We start from the raw sequence: 17,832 nt of genomic DNA on the forward strand, positions 1-17,832 counted from the left end.
TAACACAGCAGAAAAAGCTAAAAAAATCACATCCATTAATTCATGTTTTTTATTGATGTCAGAACGTGGGTCATCTATCTTGCTGATAAAGTTGAAAATACTCATTATTAAGATCACGCTTTTATAGAATAGAGAGATCTTAACGTTTTAATGAGAGAAGTGGCTATAAAAAGTTATATTTTGGTCTTTATTTAACCCAAATAACCTTGTTAAAATTGTGAGATCTTGCCCTGCAGCAATGAGAGTGTTTCATTTACTTGTCGTAATAGTTCTACTTGCTTCCGTTTTGCTCCTGCAATCTGATGGGATTTGAGAAGGTCTTTATCAACTACCCACTCTTTACCGTTCCATCTATCGTAATCGGTATCAGGTTTCTTGAATGTCAGAATTTCTGGCAGCTCGCCCAATTCAGTAATTTCTTGCTGTGCACGAGTTTGCTTGTTGTAAATAATTTTTCCGCGATAGTCAGGTACTATTTCCCAATGCTTACTGTCTTCACTGCGACAAACAGCCATATCATCAGAATTAGGAAGATCTGGCGCATCAAGGTAAGCACCCGCTGATAAACTGACACCCAACATCACATATTCAATATCAGAGTTTGTGAATTCTCGTGTAATTTGATTAGTGTGATAAACCTTTATCCAGCCCGCTTGAATTGCTAATCCGTCTTTACCCAATACGACTGTTTCATGTTCTAAAGAATATTTTTGTTCAGTCATTATGCTGCTCTCACTATGTAGTTAAATGCGACGTTGCGGGGGCGGTTCTCTGAGGCTACAGGAACAACCCTTGACGCGTCGAATCCGAAGCCGTATGGATTATCCGGGTTACGAATATTCTGTGACTTGGTCCTACCATCTGTTGCTATTCCAAGATTAATTTTACCGTAGAAAGCTTCTTTTGTTGCGAGATGATAACTATCTGCGATAGCCCCAGGGAACGAGCCTGTAATGTTCCTAATCGCGTCACCTTGCCACGTACTGCAAACCCGGCCCGGATCAACACCACGGCCATTATCCCAACCACGAATGAACTCACCTCTTAAATCGGGTAAATAACCACTAGGATAAGCCTTTGCTAATTCCGGAAATTTCGACTTATCAAAGGACTCACCGTTACATTTCAACCACCCAATGGGCGGTATAGCAGCAGGCCAGGGAATAGGAGTCCCTACGGGTAGATAATTAGCTTTATTACTGATATTAATTTCTTCACGCAATGAATTTATTATTTCTTGAGCCAACTTTTGCGTAACAGCTAATGTATCACTATCGCCCACCACATCCGTAAGCTGAACAACGCCCTTTTGTGTTAATGAGGCATCGGGAACTTTTGTTGTGGCTTTTTGTTCTAAAGCTCTATTTAATTGTGCGGTTAGTTTAGCTACGTTTCCATCATCCAGAACATCATCACCAGATTGTGTCGCAATGAAATTAGCTACGACAGATGATATGGTTGATGATTGACGCAATGCTTTATTTAACAAGTGAGTTGGAACATCATTTGGTGGAAACCCCGTCAGTAAATCCTTACTTTCTTCATATAATCTCTGACTCACTACATTCGCATTATCACTAATAGAAAAAGCTTTAAAATCATTCTTCTGACTCATATACACTCCTTAAATTAAATAATATTATTTTATAGATTTATAGACGACTTATCACAATTCAGTATATTTCAATAAAATAATAACAAAACACCCTTATAAATCAGAAGGCTGACTATTTTTATATAATTCCAAGAGTAAAAACCCATCTATATTTAACATCTGGAAACTACTTTTCTCTTATTCCTTCTATCTATTCCTGCAATTCTTTCTGTGCTTTGTAAACTGTGTTCATAACACTCCTCCTCATCACTTACTACCATTTAGTAATAATAGTCCGCACAATAATGTAAGAAAAGGTGACTATTTGAGCCATCCTTGGCTTGGGGTTATGCAAAGCAACAAATAGCCGTCTATCCAAAAAATTCTCTTTAGTCCATTCTCATATTGCTCTTTATTGTCACTCATTTTTGCGACCGCTAATACTTGACCAATATGCATTCTGAATGCCTTAACGCCAACCTCAGAAAGGAACTGGTGTATTTTGTCAGATGGTTACGTTTAATCGCCTCGCCTCTTCATTAATCATATCTACAATATCAGCCGGAAAACCTATTGAATAAAGTATTTCTCCCGATTCATTTTTAACATTTTCAAACCTTGTCGTATCTCCATATGCCAACCATTCAAAGGGAACATGCATAGCAGCCGCTAATCTTCCAGTCACTTGCGCACTTGGTTTACTTTTACCCGATTCTGCCTTACTTGCTTTTTCAGCAACAGATTGAAATTTGTTTAGTTCCTGATTTCCGCGTTCCAAATCAGCGGTGTTAACTCTCAGAGAAATAGTTGCTATATCAGACATGCTGGCCTCAAAAATAAAAACCAGCACTAAGCTGGCATGGGTTGGTTATATGTTAGAAACAGGAAGCTACTTGACGGGTTGATTCAGTTATCAGATTTAAATGCCCGGCCAGCAACAAAGATCGCCGCCAAACCAACAAGATCTAGAGTAATAAGCGTTCCAGCAAACCAAGTATTGCCAAGAGCTGCGAATACTGTAGCTATGACAAGGATCATTACAGAGATAGTAAATCCCATCCATTGACCCCTCTTGTCTTTATTAATTACCCCTTGCATAGCCTTGCTTTTAGTATCGTGCCGGAATGCCTGCTCTTTTTCTGACAATGACAACAGCCGTTCCGCAGTACCGGGAAGGATATTTTCATACTCACGAAACATACTTGGGGGAGGTAATGGACCTTGGAAATGAGACACTTTATGTTGAACAACGGCCATGATTTTTGGGCTATCGAGCAACCTGTCCAGTAACTCTGGTTGCTCGATCAACTGATGCTTTATCCGCTCTGCTATTTCTACGGATTCAGAATCATTACTATCGACTATGTTTGTATTTTCCCGGTTTTGCATCTTTATAACCTTGAGCACTTAAAACTTTAGCAACATCCTGGGATATCGCCGCCATATCATTACGAATTTGCTCCAAATCACTCTCGGATGATACCAGTTTCATATAATTAGTCGATGGCATTATATCCATAATGCTACCTGCCGCTTTTAAGTACCGCCGTATTGCAAGTGACATATTTCACCCTCCGATTATCAACACTCTATTGTTACATAAGTTTATAACATAACCTCATCACACAATAGTGTACATCGTTGTAATGGCAGATCAACGCTAAGTTATGAGATTTACTACACCATAAATATAAAATCCTAAGCAAACTAGGCTACTGGATACTTATTACATTGAGTGTCCTAAGATGCTCTTTGTGATGTTATGCAGCCAAACTATGCAGTTCTTTAAATGCAACGACTTTTTTGATAGTTCCGACAGAACCGCCTGGCGGAAAATTCTCTTTATCTGTTGTATCCATTCCTTCCAATGTAATAGAAGTTCCTGCTGCCACTTTTACGCGGAACTCTTCGTTGCCTTTAATTTGAGTAATTAGACCGGCCATGACATTTGCGCTATCGTTTTCTGGCTTACGCTTGAGAGTTAATACTTTGCGCAGCTCGGTTTCTATATCGAATCATCTACATCTTCATATGCCTGTAGCGGCTACTTCGTTGGCGTCCTGCCTGTTCGATGCGCTTAAATTTAAGATATCTTAACAAGAATGTCAATAATTTATTTAAATAAAATTAAATATTGGTTGTGAAGATTACTTAAATAATTGATCTATTTCAAAAGAGGCTTAAGAAGAAGCAAAAAACCCTCAAGTGAGGGTCTTTTGTTTTATGTTAATGAGGTATGTGTATGTCATGGTAATTTTGCTATTCTTGCGTCAACAACTACGCCAATGATTTTGCAGTTCCCATTAATCGGTATCATTCGATATTGTGGATTAAGAGGCTTAAGATAATGTTGTCCAGCATCGACAATGTATTGCTTAAATGTTGCTTCATTTTCCTGCTCTAACGTAGCAACAACTAATTTGCCGCTTGCTGGTGCCACTTCTGGATCTACTAAAATCATCATTCCTTCTGGGATACTTAATCCGGATAGTGATGTCATTGAATCGCCTTTCACTTCCAACCAGAAAGATTCATTAGAACAATTGACGGTAGTTTCATACCAATCATCAACGGCTTTTCTATGGTAAGGTTCCACCGCTTCACTCCAATTTCCAGCACAAACCCAGCTTATTAGTGGATATTCCCCCCTTGTTTTATTGAGTTTAAGAAATGAAACATTCGAGCTATCATCTTTTTCCCCTTTAAGGATGTATGCAGCCGAATAGCCTAAAGCAGAAGATAGAGCCAAAAGGTTATCACCTTTCGGCTCAGTATCTTCTTTTTCCCATTGAGAAATAGCAACATGCGAAACACCGACAAGCTTGCCGAGTTCTCTTTGAGTGAGCTTGAGCTCTTTTCTGCGTAATTTAATACGCTCACCGATTGTAGTTTTCATAATTAAGCTATCTTAAATCCTCTTGACTTAAGATTCCTTTAGCTCAATAATTAAAGATATCTTAAATAGAGGTTTGGATATGTTCAAAGATGACGCTATTAAATTTTTTGGCAATCAGCGGGCTATCGCCGAGAAACTCAACGTGTCTGATGCCGCAGTTTCTCAATGGAAAAATGTTATTCCTGAGCGAGCAACTCTTAAGTTGAACAGAATTACTAACGGTAAACTCAAATATAATCCTGAGTTATACAACAAATCTGCTGACTAATAATTGAACTACCCACAATGAATGCACCGCCTGTGTGGGCAGTCTTACCTCTAATTTGCACAACTCATTAAGAAATTGGCAAATTCTGCGTAGCGATATTTTAGGTATTCAAACTATAACCACCATCTAGGGTGATATTTATGTGCGGCGTTTTTCAAGGTATTATCTCCCACATCAGTTTATAGCAACTGATGCATGGAACTACGCGAATGAAAAAAGAATCTAACACTCGGCAAATCCCTCTTTATGTGATTCACTGCGATCCTATGCATATACAAAAATATAACCCTATTTCTCAGGGTTATATTTTTTTAATTGATTCTGATCTGTCAAAGAGATTTATTGTTTACTATAAGCCAAGTTCTGAGTGAGAGTCCAGACGGACAAGGCGCAACGTTCTCGCATCGGGTTTTTGATAAATCAGTATCAAGTCAGGCTTGACATAGCAATCTTGAAAGTCCTTCCAATTCCCAGAAAGAACATGATCGCAATATTTCGGCTCCAATAAGCTATCAAAGGCCAATAGTTCAACCACTGGCATAAGTGCGTCATCAAGAATTTCACGATGCCGACCTTTCTTTTCTCTCTTGTAATCTTGCTTAAACTGACTTGTATAGTTAATCATCCGCATTGAGGTCAGCCATTAACTCTTTGATAGTGCAGAATGAATTACCGCAACCCTGACGAGCTTCTTTCATTGCAGCTATTGTTGTCTCATTTGGTACCAAGGGTTCAAAAGGTAACGCTTTTTCTCTTGCTACTCGCGTTAGCATCATGCGAACGGCATCTGATACAGTCAGCCCCATAGCAGCCGCCGCTTCTGCTTTAATTTCCGCGTCAATACGGGCTTGTACTAATTGATTTGTAGCTATAATAAGATTTCTCATTGAATAACACTGTCATTCAACTTTAATTCAAAGAATGTCTGACATCAACAATTTCAGGGAGCTTCAAAGTTAAGCCATCCTTAGCTTAGAGTTACCATTGGTTAAGCAAGTTGAAAAATTTCTCCCTACGGATAATTAGATAGCCTGCTCTCTGAGCAAGCTCCATGAATGTATCAAGAGTTAAAACCTTTTCATCAGAATGTAATATCTTTTGACTGACTACGATTCCACTTTCGATTGTCATTAGAATTCGTCCATTAAATGACAAACCAAACATCATCGAATTGTAATAACTTCCCGTATTACTAATTACCGGTAGTACTTCACTAGTTACCCACTATTATTATTTCCAAATTATTTAGCAGCTTCAATTCGTTGGGTTTCAAGCATTATCGGTGTATGGTGATGTCCGGTAACCGCGTACATGATAGTTCCGGTTACGCTTACACGACGTCCGATAAGGCTTCGATATATATCATAGAAATCATCAGACCCGACTACCAGTTGCATAAGGTTATAATCACCCCATTCCGGAGCCCCTTTAGCGCATCCAATTGGTTTATCTGGCTGTAATACCCAATAGGTCTCAGGAGTATCCCCATTCTCCACGCTTTCGTAATTTGGCGGGCCAGGATAGGTGATCTTTAATAATGTGCCATCAAGAGTAATTTTTTGCCTCTCTTTATAGCAGTTCTCTGTTGTTTTAACCGCAGCAATCTTTCTATACATTTCAGATGACCGTTGATACCAATCTTGAAGACATTCAACTACTGCGCATTTTTCGCGAAGTTCCCAATTCTGTTTTACCAGAGCCTTAAAGTCTGCATTGTTGTCTGTAACCAATTTAGCTTGAAGGTAATCAACATATAGGTTGTCATCAGCTTGGGATAATGCCGGGGTCGAGCAGATTAACTTTTCAGCCTTACTAGTAGCTTTTGAGCAATCAAAGCTCGCGCCGAATGATAGGAATGACATACCACACAGTATTAATGCCAAAAAACCTATTAGTGTTCTCATACACTACTCCTATTGGTGATTTTTCAGCATTATTTTAAATACATTGAAGATAAAATCACAACCTGAATTTTTTCTAATTTACAATTTTCTCCTCAGGAGATTAACTGTATTTTCAACTCTTGATTTCCTCTAAGTTATCATACCTTTTCCGCCCGATCCTACACGATTGTGAATAATCTGATCACATCTATTTATCCTCAAGCATGCAGTAAACACGCCATCAAGTTTTACCTGATATGTCTCATATTCGGTTCATTCCTTTATTGAATGATTTTCACTGGCAAATACATCGTCGCTGTAGAGTTGGATAATTCAATGTTAACAAAACTATTCTAAGAATGGCCTGTTTATTCAGGCCACTTTCATTATTTTGGCTGTTCCGGCCACTCAATATCGGGAACCTGTGAAATATCAATCCTGTTCAACATGACTCTGTATCTCTTCCATACTGATAAAGCCGTTTCTTCTTCTTTAGTCGCAATTCCTAAATCAACAGCATCTTGTAATGGTGCTATCTGCTGGCTGGCCTCTACAATAAACTGTTGTTTTTTACTTTCAGCACGCTGCTGCAATTCATCTTTTGTTGGTGGAGGAATATCGGCCCATTCCGGTAAACCATTTTGACCTGCTATACGATATTTTCCTTCTGGTACATTATTGGCAGCATATTCTTGATAAATATCAATACTAACCTCCATAATATCATCGGGCAACGAACCAGAAGCAATATAATTTGCTTTCAATTCCATTGGGTAGAATGCATTTGTTTTTGCGCTATAAAAATACATAATTAATATCCTATCGCCAAATATCTCACTAAATTACTTGATAGCTCGTGTATAGAATTTCTGCACGTCACAATAAATTGACTTGCAGAAATAGGCATGGCAGCAACCCCTGATCCATAATTACCAAAATCAGGATATGTTGCAACAATCTGAAAACAAGCATTAGGAAATGGGATGGTGAAATTTCTGTAATCATTTATATTCATAGCGCCGTTTGCTTGCCCCCACTGAATAATTATTCCAGTATCACCACATTTCCACCAACCGTTCACGACCTTATTAGCAGTATTTACATTAAGATTACAACATTTCGCAATTTTTTGTTCTAACACGCTTTTTAATTTTGCGGTAATTTTGGATACATCACCGTCATCTAAAACATCACTGCCAGATTCTGTCGCAATAAAATCAGCTACAGCAGATGATATGGTTGATGTTTGACGCAATACCTTATTTAATACGTGATTAGGAATATATTGATTGTCTGGAAATCCAATTAACAACTCTGGATATGTTTCATAGCTTTGTTGACTTAATACATTGGCATTATTACTAATAGCAAAAGCTTTGAAGTCATTTTTTGCACTCATATATATCTCCTTAAATTAAATAATATTAGTTCATAATAAACATATTGAACTATCGTGAAGATGATTTCTTACAATTCACGTCAATAATAGTCTAGTTTAGAAAAGCAATAATGAAATATTTTTATAACTAAAATGAGCAACTATTTTTGTATAATTGACAATAATAAATAACCCAACACGTTGCAATAAAAATATCCCCAAACTCATTATATTCAACATTTGAAATTAATCTTTTATATATCTTTCTTTTTCATTCAATTATTTTTATTTTAAATTATAAACGTACTCTTCATGTTAGCTGTTACAGCCATTCAATATCATAAGCCGGTAAAATATCTATCCAACTCAGTAATACCTTGTATTTTTTCAAAGCTGTTAACAGCAATTCTTTCTTATCACTTTCCATATTATTCATATATAGCCAAAATCCATATTTAAATTCTGGCTATATTATTTGGACACTCACTGAGAGATGACTACCTGAATTAGCATCATGCGAGTCAATAAATAGATGCTAGTCTAATACTCTCAAAATAATAATTTATTATTATCTTATATACCTAAATAAATTACCGGTATCATACTAACATTTAATGGGCGGTTTTCGTCTGCCGTTGGTACGACTTTTGATGCATCAAAAGTGGCATAGGCTGAATATCCATGATTACTATTAGCATTAGTTCCCGCAGCAATGACTGTAGCAGTACTCAGAACACCATAAAATGCACCACTGGTACGAGTAAAAAGCCCATGCCCTTGCCATCCCACATTACCTGTAATATTTCTAATCGCATCGCCCTGTATCACACCAGGCTGCAAACCGGCACGCGCAAATACCCCTCGTCCATCAGCAAACAAATTAGGGAGATTAATTTTATCACCACTCTGTTTGATTCCCCATGCCACCTTATATGCATCGGATAAATTATTCAATGCTTGACCAACAGTTGAATCAATCGCATAAGTAGCACCATTCGCAATATATTCTCCTTTAGCTAAATCTGATGCTGGATGTGCAGATAAATAGATATCACCCACCCGTTTAGCACTGACGTAAAAAGCTTTGCTCAATTGTGCAGTGAGTTTGGTTATATCCCCATTATCCAAAACATCCTCGCCAGATTGTTCTGCAATAAAATTAGCCACGACAGATGCTATGGTTGACGACTGACGCAATATTTTATTCAACAAATGAGTGGGAACATCATTTGGTGGAAACCCAGTCAGCAAATCCTTACTTTCTTCATATCTTTCCTGACTTACTACATTAGCATTATTACCAACAGAGAAAGCTTTAAAATCATTTTTTGTGCTCATATATCCCCCTTAGATCAAATAACATTATTTTATAATTAACATATTGAATCACTATATAGATGATTGACATTAATTCATGCAAATTATAATCTGGTCCAGAAAAACAATAATTAAATATTCTTGTAATATGAATAATCTATTTATTCAGACTATCTTTATTACTTCGGCTGTTGAGGCCACTCAACATCAGGCGCTAATGAAATATCAACTTTTCTCAACATTACTCTATATTTCTTCCATTCCAGTAGAACGGCTTTTTCTGCTTCGGAGGCAATGCCCAAATCAACAGCGTCTTGTAGTGGCACAACAAGATTATTGGCTTTAATCAATAACTGAGATTTCTCATGTTCTGCTTGCTGTATTAATTTCTCTTTATCAGCAATATAAATATTATCAGATTCTGCTTCCGCATTCTCCCCAACAGTCTTATCAGAAGGTTTATTTAACGAGTTATATTCTTGAGCCCAAAGCGTCCACGGATTATCGCTAAATTGGCTACGTGTATATACTCGACTACTATTATAAACAAAATAGCGTTGAATAACCCCAGCCGCTCTCAACACAATAAGCGAACCCGCAAACGGTTCAGGGTAATTCGCGCCATTTTTGGCATGAGCATTATATTCTTGATAATAAACTCCTGGTGTTTTATAACTATTTAAATCCGCGTTATCACCTAAATTAATCGACTGCCCGGCGAAGATATCTTGAGAAGTAATATTGATATCCGCAGCTAAAGCTTTTCCATTAACTTTTCGGGTCCCTGTAATATATCGAGAGTCAGACTCTGCTTTTGCATACGCTCCAACCTCTCCAGCAGTAGGTCTATTCAGTGTATTATATTCTCTGGTCCAAGGCGTCCACGGGCTTTCATGAAACTGACTACGTGTATATACCCGACTGCTGTTATAAACAAAATAACGTTGAACAACACCGGCCGCTTTCAGCACAACCAGCGAACCAGCGAATGGCTCAGGATAATTATTACCATTTTTGGCATGGGCATTATACTCTTGGTGATAAATCCCCGGTATTTTGTAATTATCCAAATTCGCATTATCGCCTAAACTATGCGTCTGCCCTGCGAGGATATCCTGAGAAGTAATATTAATATCCTCAGTTAACACTTTCCCGTTAACTTTTCGGGTATTGGGTATCCTGGCATTAATACTTTCACGCAATGAATTTATTATTTCCTGAACCAGCTTTTGCGTCACCGCTAATGTGTCACTATTACCTACTACATCGGTAAGCTGAACAATACCTTTTCGTGTTAATGAGGCATCTGGAACTTCTGTTGCAATTTTCTGTTCTAAGACCCTATTGAGTTGATCGGTAAGTTTAGCAATATTACCATCATCCAAAATATCATTGCCAGATTGGGTCGCGATAAAATTAGCTACCACAGATGATATTGTTGACGATTGACGCAATACTTTATTTAACAGATTAACAGGAATATTATCTGGTGGAAAACCAGTCTGTAAGCTCTGGTTTTCTTCATACTTTGCTTGACTCACTACATTAGCATTATCATTAATAGAAAAAGCCTTAAAATCATTTTTGGCACTCATATACAATCCTCAAATTGAATAATATTATTTTGAGAGGAAATTCAAAAATAAAAACATCTATTTTTGCATTGTAAATTACATATCAATATCCTATTGCAAACCAAAACGCAGAACTTTCAGTCTCGTATGCCCAATAACTAAATCCTGTTACAGACAATTGTCTTGCCACAACATTATATGATGATTCTAGGTTAGATTTATCACCCAATGTCAACGAAACATTTACACAAGCATTAGGAAACTGGATTGGAAAATTAACGGGTGTATCATACGCTGCCCAGTTCACGATCCCCCACTGATAAATCACCCCTGTATCCCCACATTTCCACCAACCATTCACTGATTTTAAAGCTGTATTTTTATTTCCTTTAGCATTAACCAGGTTATCTACTTCTGCTTTTGTATACCCGCTAATAACTCTGTCAGCAGGTTTATTCAATGTGTTATATTCTTGGGCCCAAGGTGTCCATGGATTATCATGGAATTGGCTACGTGTATATACTCGGCTGCTGTTATAAACGAAATAACGTTGAATGATTCCAGCCGCTTTCAACACAATAAGTGAACCAGAGAGCGGTTCAGGATAATTGACGCCATTTTTAGCATGAGCATTATAATCCTGATAATAAATTCCTGGTGTTTTACAGTAATCCAAATTTACATTATCACCTAAACTAATCGCCTGCCCACTCAAAATATCCTGAGAAGTAATCGTGACATCCGTAGATAAAGATTTTCCATTCACCTTGCGGACCCCTGCAATATATCGGGAATCAGAATCTATTTTTGTATATGCGCCAATATCCTCAGCAGTAGGTTTATTCAACGTATTATATTCTCTCGTCCAAGGTGTCCACGGATTATCATGAAACTGACTACGTGTATATACCCGGCTGCTATTATAGACAAAGTAACGTTGAACGGTCCCAGCCGATTTCAATACAACAAGAGAACCGGCGAGAAATTCAGGGTAATTAAGGCCATTTTTGGCATGAGCATCATATTCTTGATGATAAATTCCCGGTGTTTTGTAGCTATTCAAATCCGCCTTATCACCTAAACTAATCGCCTGCCCACCTAAAATATCCTGAGAAGTAATAGTGATATCCTCAGACAGTGCTTTCCCATTAATTTTTCGGGTATTTGGTACTTTAGTATTAATACTTTCACGCAATGAATTTACTATTTCCTGAGCCAGCTTTTGCGTAATAGCTAATGTGTCACTATCGCCCACCACATTAGTAAGCTGAACAACGCCCTTTTGTGTTAATGAGGCATTTGGAATTTCTGTTGTGATTTTCTGTTTTAAAGCCTTATTTAATTGCTCGGTAAGTTTCGCTACATCTCCATCATCCAAAATATCACTACCAGATTGTGTCGCAATAAAATGGGCTACGACAGATGCTATTGTTGACGATTGACGTAATACCTTGTTTAACAGATTAATAGGAATATTATCTGGTGGAAATCCAGTCCGCAAACTTTGGTCTTGCTCATATTTCTCTTGACTCGCTACATTAGCATCATTACTAATAGAAAAAGCCTTAAAATCATTTTTAGTACTCATATACACCCCTTAGATTAAATAGCATTATTTATAGTAAATATATTGAATTATTATCAAGGTAATCCTTAATAATTTACGGCCGCCATAGTTTAATTCATAAAAATAATAATAAAACGTTCTTCTAAATCAGAAGAATAATTATTTTTGTATAATTAGCACAAAGAATAAAACCAATAAATTTCCATGAGAACATATCCAAACCATTTATATTCAACACCCGAAATTATTTCCTCCATTTTATAGTTTACTGCAATTTTCTATGTTTCATATTCCAGGCTAAACCTTTCAATATATTAATTCCAGAATCAATAAAACTACTGTATAAATGGCCTGTTTATTCGGGCCATTTTCGTCACTTTCCATTTGAGTCGCAATACCTAAATCAACAGCATCTTGTAGTGGTATTACCTTCTTACTTACAGTGAATAAAAGTCACAGCTTCTCATAGTAAACGCAACATCATTAAGCTAAAAATAAATAAATTCGCATTACTTTAAATAATTCATTAGATATTTTATCATCCAAAATATTTCGGGGTAATTATTTTATTGAGTTTACTGATAATCCTGAAATGCTACCATCAATCACCTTCCTGCATTTTTCTTTATAAATTAATTTACAAATTCCCTCATAAAAAAAGAGATCTCTTGATATCCCTTCAAATGATTAATCATCTATTTATACCCTTCATCTTTCAAGCTGCTGCTTTGTTGGCTGCTTTCACTCACCCCAGTCACATCGTTATCCATGCTCCTAGGGATTCATTCACTTGCCGCCGCGCTGCAACTCGAAATCTATTAGGTATATTACTTATTTTTTGTTAAATTAACCGGTTAATCTATTCTCTTATTTCCTGATTTATTTTTAATTTTTTACTAATGATTGATGGACGTCAGTGCATTTTACTTTGGAAAAGAACAGATGCTAAGGTAATAGCAACGAACCTCCCTCCTGAAAATGCACTTATTAGTTTAGCCGAATCCATTTGTTATTAATAATCCAATGAGTTAAGAATTCATTTCTTCAATAAAGCAACTTCATCCGCATTTTTCTGGCACAACAGAGTAAGATTAGTAATAGAACGGGTAAGATTGTCTATAGTACTCTCCAGCCTTTTAATATCCATTTCCAGTTGCTTATTTTTTATATCCAATGCACCCATTCTTGTCAATTCAGCATATAATTGCTGACCATTCACCGCCTCCGTACTGTTCCTCGAAATATCCCCGGCAGCAACATTCACAATCTTACGTTGATTACCCGGCCTTCCTACAGAAACAACGTTCGATTTGCTGGCAACGGCATTTGAACCTAATGCAATGCTCCCACTTGCTGTTACAGAGGCGTTTTGACCAATCGCAATTCCCTGAGACGCACTAACACTAACCTTTTGCCCCACGACAATAGCAGACGGAGAGTTGGATTTAGAGTCTGATCCTAATACAATACTCCTACTTCCTGTTACAGAGGAGTTTTGACCAATCACAATTGCCTGAGACCCACTGGCAGAAACATTTTGCCCCAGAGCAATAGAAGACGAGCCGCTGGATACAGAGCCATCTCCTAATGCAACGCTCGAACTTCCTGTTGCAGAGGAATTTTGACTAATTGCTACTGCCTGACTCCCCCTGGCAATAGCTTTTTTCCCCAGAGCAATAGCAGCCGAACCGCTGGATATAGAGTCTGATCCCACTGCAACACTCGAATTTCCTGTTGCAGTAGAGTTTTGACTAATTGCTACTGCCTGAACCCCGCTAGCAACAACCTTTTGCCCCAGGGTAATAGAAGCTGAACCACTGGATATAGAATCAGCACCAATCGCAATTGGCCATATGACTTTATCATCCTCATTCTCTTTATCCTCTTTTCTACCCGCCAGTTGATTTTGCCCAATAGCAATAGCAGCCTCACTAATTGATTTAGAAGTTAGTGGTGAAGCACCAATTGCTATAGCATATATTGCTGGTGCTTCTGCATTCCCCACAACAACTGAATCTTTACCAACTGTTTGATCGGTTATATTCATATTATCTGTAGACATAGATACCTCTTAATTCAGAAATTAAATTACTATATACCCGTTATCTTTCAAGCTGCTGCTTTGTTGGCTGCTTTCACTCACCCCAGTCACATAGTTGTCTATGCTCCTGGGGATTCGTTCACTTGCCGCCGCGCTGCAACTCGAAATCTATTAGGTATAACTTATTGCTGGATTAATAAAACCAGCAATATAACGTAGTATTGAACGTCACGGATAATTAAATTTCATATAATGATTTTTCTATACTTTTCATCATGAAATATTAAATCAACTTAACAGAATCTAAAAATATTATTATAACCTCCACTTTTTTACGCAAGTTAAAATTAACACCAAAAGTCGATAAAACATAATATTATACAAAAAATCCAGTTTGTAAATAAATTAAAATCCTAGAATTGTGAAATATATTTCATGGGATGCTATCCTAGATAATTAATTTTAACCAAGATACCAAACGTCATACGCGTAGATTTAATGGCATACTGAAAGGGCATTTTGAGATATTTCCCAAGGAATGTAAATAGATATTTAACACACCCGGCACAAAAAAATAATTACACATTTTAAAACAAATAGTTGAGGGGGAAATATAATCATTATCCAAGGTGGCCTTATAATTTTTACATTAATAGTCCACAGTAACCCAGTCTATAAAAATGATAATGAAATTTCATTACAGATTAAAAATAGACTGTTTTTAATCTGACAAAAATAAATAATCCAATAGGACCCCATCAAAAATATATCCAAAATAATTATATTCAACATATGAAATTATTATTCTCTTATCTCTTTTATTTTAATTAGTCTGCCCAGAGAAACAATAATAAACGACGCCTATTCATAAAAATATTTTAACAGCACTGAACCAATACCCACGACCCTTCCTTTGTTTTCGCCGGATCGCTATTAGCTTTTATTTCCGATTGTTTATAGCGCGTAACACAGATGAATAGAAATAAGTCAATAAATCCTTTCAGTACAATTTTGCCTGGCCAGATTTATATCAAACTGACAAGTCACCTAACTCAGATTGTTCAGCTATGTCCCCTATAACTCTCCTCTGCAACTACCGATTAACATATAGCAAGTGATATGCAACCTAAGGATAACGGTTAGTCATACCACTCAGTATCCCCTCTGCAAGATGCGCTCATCTCATCACCTAAAACACCGATGCAAAATTATTTTAATCTTTAAAATAATTTTTAAAAACCACTTGACTCTGAAGTTTTTCTGATTAAAATCGCAGCCACAATTTAGATTTTCGTGAAACAAATCACATTTTACCAATAAAGAGAGTTCATCATGAAATCTGTTACATCTTTCATCTCAAGTGTTCATAGTGTTGTTGTCTACCTCTCAACATCTCGCTTTCTGTAAGTATGCTTTTCAACCGATGAGTGAAAGGCCAGTTTCCGAGCTGGCTTTTATTAGATTAAAAGATTCAATATTAAAGGGAAATAAACAATCGATAAATAAAATCCTTATCACTAAATCATATATTCTCAGCCTAATAGCCAAGAATATATGAAATAACAATCAACAGATATTAATAATTCAATGCATCGAGAAGTCGTTTCTTCAATAATGCGACATCATCCACACTATTCTGAACCAGCAGAGTAAGATTAGCTACATCACTTTCCAGAGATTGAATCTTCTCTTCCAATTCTTTATTCTTTGCATCCAATAATATATCAACCCTTGCCGATTCAGCATATAGCTGCTGACCATTAACCGCCTCAGTACTGTGATTTGAAATATCTCCAGCCGCAACATGTATAATCTTACGTTCATGGCCCGTTTTTCCTACAGAAACAACATTCGGTTTATTAGCAATAGAATCCGCACCTAATGCAATGCTCCCTTTTTCTGTTGCGGAAGAGTGTTGACCAATTGCCACTGCCTGAGCCGCACTAGCAGTCACCTTTTGTCCCAAAGCGATAGAAGCCAGGCCGTTGGATACAGAATCAGCACCAATCGCAATCGGCCAAACGACTTTCGTATCACCTTGTTTACCCGCGATTTGATTTTGCCCAATGGCAATAGCCGCTTCACTGATTGTTTTAGAATTTCGGGGTGAAGCACCAATTGCGATAGAATGCACTGCTGGCGCTTCTGCATGTCCAAGTACAACTGAATCTTTACCTGTTGTTTGTTCAGCTACATTGGTATTTTCAATAGACATATTAAACCTCTTAATTTATAAATTAAATAACCATGCGTTGTTTGAAACTTAATAAAATATTCAACAGAATATAATATAAATTACGTGAGCTTATTTCACATATTAAAACTTAAATTAACGTTATATTTTTTCCACCGATAATATTAGATATAAATCCCAACTTGTAAATAAATTAAAATTATTGGATGGTGTAATACATTGCATAGAATTTATTTAATGTATTATCAAGCTTTATTGAATATAAATCTTACCAAACGAAACATCATGTTATTTAACCATTAGTTTATTGTTCACAACTTAAATAATAAATTAATTTAAAAATAATAAAATAAGGATTAGGCCAATTTGCAAACAATAGTAATAGATTTTCATCTACCTGATACAGTCACCATGAAGAATTTACTGATTAGTTAAACTTTATCTGATGTGATAATCGGAGAATGCATAGAAAATTCACGAATGTTACTGATTCGTTTTTCCATAAATACTTGTCTGAAATTTAATATTTCAATGTCTTACGGGACGCATTTCACTCACAGTATCAGCCAGTTCAATTAATTCAACAGGGTAATCTTGTCCGGTAATAATCACTGTCTGATTAATTGGCCGTTCGTTTAATGCCTTGATAATTTCGTCTAGCAATAGATAACCATTATTTATCACACAAACCAATTCACCAAGCACTACCAATGATAATTCAGGATCACGCATCATGCGCTTCGCATGCTGCCAAACCTCAGTACAAGCGGCAATATCCTTAGCACGATTTTGCCTTTCTCCAACCAAGTCCATTGATATTAGTTGAAATTCCACCCCATGCCGCTGCAACAAAACACGCTCACCGGCTGACCATTCATCCCTAATAAATTGGATAACGCCGGCCTTTAATCCATGACCCAATGCTCGTGCAACCGTTCCCATTGCCGCGGTAGTTTTCCCTCTGCCATCACCGGTATAGATAATGACAATCCCCCGGTTTTCCTGAGCGGCTGCAACTTGTGCCATAAATCTCTCTTTTTGCCGCTGTTTTCTCTGTTTATATCGCTCCTCACTCATTTGTCCGGCTCCAACATGTTAGTCAGTCAAGGAACGACTGTTT

General features: G+C 37.0%; 19 protein-coding genes. 1 reads left to right on the forward strand and 18 read right to left on the reverse strand.

Annotated elements, in window-relative coordinates:
* Positions 1–209 precede the first annotated feature (209 nt).
* The 7 genes from D3222_RS16225 to D3222_RS16255 form a co-directional block, all read right to left on the reverse strand.
* Positions 210–722, reverse strand: a complete 513-nt coding sequence (locus D3222_RS16225; protein WP_118987088.1) for a tail fiber assembly protein — start codon at positions 720–722, stop codon at positions 210–212.
* Positions 722–1,615 (reverse strand): tail fiber protein, encoded by an 894-nt coding sequence (locus tag D3222_RS16230; RefSeq protein ID WP_118987089.1) that lies wholly within the window; start codon positions 1,613–1,615, stop codon positions 722–724. Before D3222_RS16230 ends, D3222_RS16225 begins: the two co-directional genes overlap by 1 nt.
* A gap of 484 nt (positions 1,616–2,099) precedes the next feature.
* Entirely contained in the window at positions 2,100–2,417 is a 318-nt protein-coding gene (locus D3222_RS16235; RefSeq protein WP_118987090.1) for a hypothetical protein, read from the reverse strand.
* A gap of 83 nt (positions 2,418–2,500) precedes the next feature.
* The gene (locus tag D3222_RS16240) at positions 2,501–2,983 is read right to left on the reverse strand and encodes a DUF2335 domain-containing protein (RefSeq protein ID WP_118987091.1); all 483 of its coding nucleotides are present in this window, start codon (positions 2,981–2,983) and stop codon (positions 2,501–2,503) included.
* Positions 2,949–3,158 (reverse strand): hypothetical protein, encoded by a 210-nt coding sequence (locus D3222_RS16245; protein ID WP_118987092.1) that lies wholly within the window; start codon positions 3,156–3,158, stop codon positions 2,949–2,951. The genes D3222_RS16240 and D3222_RS16245 overlap by 35 nt, the downstream gene beginning before the upstream one ends.
* A 196-nt stretch (positions 3,159–3,354) precedes the next feature.
* Positions 3,355–3,537, reverse strand: coding sequence for a phage tail tube protein (locus tag D3222_RS16250; protein ID WP_118987093.1), 183 nt, complete (start codon positions 3,535–3,537; stop codon positions 3,355–3,357).
* A 302-nt stretch (positions 3,538–3,839) separates the two neighbouring features.
* Positions 3,840–4,490: a LexA family protein gene (locus tag D3222_RS16255; RefSeq protein WP_118987094.1), complete on the reverse strand. Its 651-nt coding sequence runs from the start codon at positions 4,488–4,490 to the stop codon at positions 3,840–3,842.
* 79 nt (positions 4,491–4,569) lie between these two features.
* On the opposite strand from D3222_RS16255, the gene D3222_RS16260 reads away from it, so the two are divergent.
* Positions 4,570–4,758 carry a Cro/CI family transcriptional regulator gene (locus tag D3222_RS16260; protein ID WP_118987095.1) on the forward strand — a complete coding sequence of 63 codons (189 nt, stop codon included), beginning with the start codon at positions 4,570–4,572 and terminating at the stop codon, positions 4,756–4,758.
* A gap of 349 nt (positions 4,759–5,107) precedes the next feature.
* Here D3222_RS16260 and D3222_RS16265 read toward each other — a convergent pair whose 3' ends face one another.
* The 11 genes from D3222_RS16265 to cobO form a co-directional block, all read right to left on the reverse strand.
* Positions 5,108–5,389, reverse strand: coding sequence for a type II toxin-antitoxin system YafQ family toxin (locus D3222_RS16265; RefSeq protein ID WP_118987096.1), 282 nt, complete (start codon positions 5,387–5,389; stop codon positions 5,108–5,110).
* Positions 5,376–5,630 (reverse strand): type II toxin-antitoxin system RelB/DinJ family antitoxin, encoded by a 255-nt coding sequence (locus D3222_RS16270; RefSeq protein WP_118987140.1) that lies wholly within the window; start codon positions 5,628–5,630, stop codon positions 5,376–5,378. Before D3222_RS16270 ends, D3222_RS16265 begins: the two co-directional genes overlap by 14 nt.
* A 369-nt stretch (positions 5,631–5,999) precedes the next feature.
* On the reverse strand, positions 6,000–6,662 hold the full coding sequence (locus D3222_RS16280) for a DUF4431 domain-containing protein (protein ID WP_232832545.1): 663 nt from the start codon (positions 6,660–6,662) through the stop codon (positions 6,000–6,002).
* 365 nt (positions 6,663–7,027) lie between these two features.
* Complete coding sequence (locus D3222_RS16285) at positions 7,028–7,450, reverse strand: tail fiber assembly protein (protein ID WP_118987098.1); 423 nt, start codon at positions 7,448–7,450, stop codon at positions 7,028–7,030.
* Positions 7,451–7,452: 2 nt separating this feature from the next.
* Positions 7,453–8,040, reverse strand: coding sequence for a gp53-like domain-containing protein (locus tag D3222_RS16290; RefSeq protein ID WP_118987099.1), 588 nt, complete (start codon positions 8,038–8,040; stop codon positions 7,453–7,455).
* 552 nt (positions 8,041–8,592) lie between these two features.
* Complete coding sequence (locus D3222_RS16300) at positions 8,593–9,357, reverse strand: phage tail protein (RefSeq protein WP_118987101.1); 765 nt, start codon at positions 9,355–9,357, stop codon at positions 8,593–8,595.
* 158 nt (positions 9,358–9,515) lie between these two features.
* Entirely contained in the window at positions 9,516–10,931 is a 1,416-nt protein-coding gene (locus D3222_RS16305; protein WP_118987102.1) for a tail fiber assembly protein, read from the reverse strand.
* Positions 10,932–11,013: 82 nt separating this feature from the next.
* A complete protein-coding gene (locus D3222_RS16310) occupies positions 11,014–12,498 on the reverse strand; it encodes a pyocin knob domain-containing protein (RefSeq protein WP_118987103.1) in 1,485 nt (494 codons plus the stop codon).
* Between the two features lie 1,015 nt (positions 12,499–13,513).
* A complete protein-coding gene (locus D3222_RS26080) occupies positions 13,514–14,539 on the reverse strand; it encodes a hypothetical protein (protein WP_232832546.1) in 1,026 nt (341 codons plus the stop codon).
* Between the two features lie 1,555 nt (positions 14,540–16,094).
* The gene (locus D3222_RS16325; RefSeq protein WP_118987104.1) at positions 16,095–16,733 is read right to left on the reverse strand and encodes a hypothetical protein; all 639 of its coding nucleotides are present in this window, start codon (positions 16,731–16,733) and stop codon (positions 16,095–16,097) included.
* 507 nt (positions 16,734–17,240) lie between these two features.
* Positions 17,241–17,789, reverse strand: coding sequence for a cob(I)yrinic acid a,c-diamide adenosyltransferase (cobO, locus tag D3222_RS16330; protein ID WP_118987105.1), 549 nt, complete (start codon positions 17,787–17,789; stop codon positions 17,241–17,243).
* Positions 17,790–17,832 lie beyond the last annotated feature (43 nt).

Origin of the sequence: Photorhabdus sp. CRCIA-P01 (genome assembly GCF_003545805.1) — a bacterium.
GTDB classification, from domain to species: Bacteria; Pseudomonadota; Gammaproteobacteria; order Enterobacterales; family Enterobacteriaceae; genus Photorhabdus; species Photorhabdus antumapuensis.

Coding starts and splice junctions, on each gene's coding strand:
- D3222_RS16225 (WP_118987088.1), bottom strand. CDS start 722: ATGACTGAACAAAAATATTCTTTAGAACATGAAACAGTCGTATTGGGT.
- D3222_RS16230 (WP_118987089.1), bottom strand. CDS start 1,615: ATGAGTCAGAAGAATGATTTTAAAGCTTTTTCTATTAGTGATAATGCG.
- D3222_RS16235 (WP_118987090.1), bottom strand. CDS start 2,417: ATGTCTGATATAGCAACTATTTCTCTGAGAGTTAACACCGCTGATTTG.
- D3222_RS16240 (WP_118987091.1), bottom strand. CDS start 2,983: ATGCAAAACCGGGAAAATACAAACATAGTCGATAGTAATGATTCTGAA.
- D3222_RS16245 (WP_118987092.1), bottom strand. CDS start 3,158: ATGTCACTTGCAATACGGCGGTACTTAAAAGCGGCAGGTAGCATTATG.
- D3222_RS16250 (WP_118987093.1), bottom strand. CDS start 3,537: ATGGCCGGTCTAATTACTCAAATTAAAGGCAACGAAGAGTTCCGCGTA.
- D3222_RS16255 (WP_118987094.1), bottom strand. CDS start 4,490: ATGAAAACTACAATCGGTGAGCGTATTAAATTACGCAGAAAAGAGCTC.
- D3222_RS16260 (WP_118987095.1), top strand. CDS start 4,570: ATGTTCAAAGATGACGCTATTAAATTTTTTGGCAATCAGCGGGCTATC.
- D3222_RS16265 (WP_118987096.1), bottom strand. CDS start 5,389: ATGCGGATGATTAACTATACAAGTCAGTTTAAGCAAGATTACAAGAGA.
- D3222_RS16280 (WP_232832545.1), bottom strand. CDS start 6,662: ATGAGAACACTAATAGGTTTTTTGGCATTAATACTGTGTGGTATGTCA.
- D3222_RS16285 (WP_118987098.1), bottom strand. CDS start 7,450: ATGTATTTTTATAGCGCAAAAACAAATGCATTCTACCCAATGGAATTG.
- D3222_RS16290 (WP_118987099.1), bottom strand. CDS start 8,040: ATGAGTGCAAAAAATGACTTCAAAGCTTTTGCTATTAGTAATAATGCC.
- D3222_RS16300 (WP_118987101.1), bottom strand. CDS start 9,357: ATGAGCACAAAAAATGATTTTAAAGCTTTCTCTGTTGGTAATAATGCT.
- D3222_RS16305 (WP_118987102.1), bottom strand. CDS start 10,931: ATGAGTGCCAAAAATGATTTTAAGGCTTTTTCTATTAATGATAATGCT.
- D3222_RS16310 (WP_118987103.1), bottom strand. CDS start 12,498: ATGAGTACTAAAAATGATTTTAAGGCTTTTTCTATTAGTAATGATGCT.
- D3222_RS26080 (WP_232832546.1), bottom strand. CDS start 14,539: ATGTCTACAGATAATATGAATATAACCGATCAAACAGTTGGTAAAGAT.
- D3222_RS16325 (WP_118987104.1), bottom strand. CDS start 16,733: ATGTCTATTGAAAATACCAATGTAGCTGAACAAACAACAGGTAAAGAT.
- cobO (WP_118987105.1), bottom strand. CDS start 17,789: ATGAGTGAGGAGCGATATAAACAGAGAAAACAGCGGCAAAAAGAGAGA.